The sequence below is a fragment of the Youngiibacter fragilis 232.1 genome (assembly GCF_000495435.3).
Taxonomy (GTDB): domain Bacteria; phylum Bacillota; class Clostridia; order Clostridiales; family Clostridiaceae; genus Youngiibacter; species Youngiibacter fragilis.
This window is the reverse complement of the sequence record NZ_AXUN02000228.1, coordinates 1-2,987: the sequence shown is the minus strand read 5'-3', so window position 1 is coordinate 2,987 and position 2,987 is coordinate 1. Positions and strand designations below refer to the sequence as shown.

Sequence of the window (2,987 nt, the reverse complement as noted above, 5' to 3'; positions counted from 1 at the left end):
TTGATCAAGCCCTCGATCTATTAGTATGAGTCAGCTGAATGCATTGCTGCACTTACACCTCTCACCTATCTACCTTGTGTTCTTCAAGGGATCTTACCAGCTTACGCTGTGGGAAATCTCATCTTAGGGTGGGCTTCACGCTTAGATGCTTTCAGCGTTTATCCCGTCCCAACGTAGCTACCCAGCTATGCCACTGGCGTGACAACTGGTGCACCAGAGGTTGGTCCATCCCGGTCCTCTCGTACTAAGGACAGCTCCCTTCAAATTTCCTACGCCCGCGACGGATAGGGACCGAACTGTCTCACGACGTTCTGAACCCAGCTCGCGTGCCGCTTTAATGGGCGAACAGCCCAACCCTTGGGACCTACTTCAGCCCCAGGATGCGACGAGCCGACATCGAGGTGCCAAACCTCCCCGTCGATGTGGACTCTTGGGGGAGATCAGCCTGTTATCCCCGAGGTAGCTTTTATCCGTTGAGCGATGGCCCTCCCACGAGGTACCACCGGATCACTAAGCCCGACTTTCGTCCCTGCTCCACTTGTGGGTGTCGCAGTCAGGCTCCCTTCTGCCTTTGCACTCTTCGAACGATTTCCGACCGTTCTGAGGGAACCTTTGGGCGCCTCCGTTACTTTTTAGGAGGCGACCGCCCCAGTCAAACTGCCCACCTAACAATGTCCCGTGACCAGATCATGGCCTCCGGTTAGAATCCCAATACTCGCAGGGTGGTATCCCAAGGTCGACTCCAGAAAACCTGACGGCCTTCCTTCCCAGTCTCCCACCTATCCTGTACAGCGAATATCGAAACTCAATGCTAAGCTACAGTAAAGCTCTACGGGGTCTTTCCGTCCAATCGCGGGTAGCAAGCATCTTCACTTGCACTACAATTTCGCCGGATTTGTTGTTGAGACAGTGCCCAAGTCATTACGCCATTCGTGCGGGTCAGAACTTACCTGACAAGGAATTTCGCTACCTTAGGACCGTTATAGTTACGGCCGCCGTTTACTGGGGCTTAAGTTCACACCTTCGCTTGCGCTAAGCATTCCCCTTAACCTTCCAGCACCGGGCAGGCGTCAGCCCCTATACTTCAGCTTTCGCTTTAGCAGAGACCTGTGTTTTTGCTAAACAGTTGCTTGGGCCATTTCACTGCGACCGGATGGCTCCGGTACCCCTTCTCCCGAAGTTACGGGGTTAATTTGCCGAGTTCCTTAACAACAATTCTTCCGATGGTCTTAGGATTCTCTCCTCATCTACCTGTGTCGGTTTGCGGTACGGGCGCTCTCTCACTCCCTAGAGGCTTTTCTTGGCAGCGTGGAATCAGGTACTCGCTGCCCGTAGGCAACTCCCCGTTACACCTCAGAATTATACAGGGGGATTTTCCTCCCTGTACTCCCTAAATGCTTGGACGTACATCCATCAGTACGCACTCCCTATCCTCCTGCGTCACCCCATTGGTCAAACGCTTGAAAGCGGTATCGGAATATCAACCGATTGTCCATCACCTACGCCTTTCGGCCTCGGCTTAGGTCCCGACTAACCCTGAGCGGACGAGCCTTCCTCAGGAAACCTTAGATTTTCGACCTGCGGGATTCTCACCCGCATCTCGCTACTTATGCCAACATTCTCACTCCTGTACAGTCCACCGCTCCTTTCGGTACGGCTTCTCCCCATACAGGACGCTCCTCTACCGCGCAAGTCTTTCGACTCGCACCCGTAGCTTCGGTGACAGGTTTTAGCCCCGGACATCTTCGGCGCGGGATCTCTCGACTAGTGAGCTATTACGCACTCTTTTAATGAGTGGCTGCTTCTAAGCCAACATCCTAGTTGTCTTGGAAATCCCACATCCTTTTCCACTTAACCTGTACTTTGGGACCTTAGCTGACGGTCTGGGCTGTTTCCCTTTCGACTATGAAACTTATCTTACACAGTCTGACTGCCGGACTCTATAGTTCATGGCATTCGGAGTTTGATAAGGTTCGGTAAGCGATATGCCCCCTAGCCCATTCAGTGCTCTACCTCCATGACTCATATCCGACGCTAGCCCTAAAGCTATTTCGAGGAGAACCAGCTATCTCCGGGTTCGATTGGAATTTCTCCGCTATCCACAGCTCATCCCATGGTTTTTCAACACCAGTTTGGTTCGGTCCTCCACGAGATTTTACTCTCGCTTCAACCTGGCCATGGATAGGTCACCCGGTTTCGGGTCTACGACATGCAACTATTCGCCCTGTTCAGACTCGGTTTCCCTTCGGCTCCGTACCTTAAGTACTTAACCTCGCTGCACATCGTAACTCGTTGGCTCGTTCTACAAAAAGCACGCCATCACACTCGTATGGTGCTCTGGCCGGTTGTAGGCGCACGGTTTCAGATTCTATTTCACTCCCCTTCCGGGGTTCTTTTCACCTTTCCCTCACGGTACTGCTTCACTATCGGTCATCAGGTAGTATTTAGCCTTGGGAGGTGGTCCTCCCTGCTTCCCACAAGGTTTCACGTGTCTCGTGGTACTCTGGTAGAACCCTGAAGCTATCCTCTTTCGCGTACGGGACTGTTACCCCCTGTGGTCCAGCTTTCCAGCTGTGTTCCGCTTGATTCCTTCTTCGTGATGGGTTCCCCGCAACCCCGGAGGACATGTCCTCCGGTTTGGGCTCTTTCCTTTTCGCTCGCCGCTACTAGGGAAATCGATTTTTCTTTCTCTTCCTCCAGGTAATAAGATGTTTCAGTTCCCTGGGTTTGTCCTCCGCACACTATTTATTCATGTACGGATACTGGGGGTTTCCCCAGTGAGTTGCCTCATTCGGTGATCTTGGGATCTCAGACTATGTGCGTCTACCCCAAGCTTTTCGCAGCTTATCGCGACCTTCTTCGACTCCTGATGCCAAGGCATTCGCCATGCGCCCTTTATAGCTTGATCTATAAAGTCTTTCTTCGCATCCGCATTTCTGCGGATAACATTTTTGTTTCTCAAAGTATATGAAGTTTTCAAAGAGCAT

At 52.1% G+C, this 2,987-nt stretch carries 1 rRNA gene; it reads right to left on the bottom strand.

From position 1 onward, the window contains the following. Positions 1-2,908 (bottom strand): 23S ribosomal RNA (locus tag T472_RS17955). Positions 2,909-2,987: the final 79 nt, after the last annotated feature.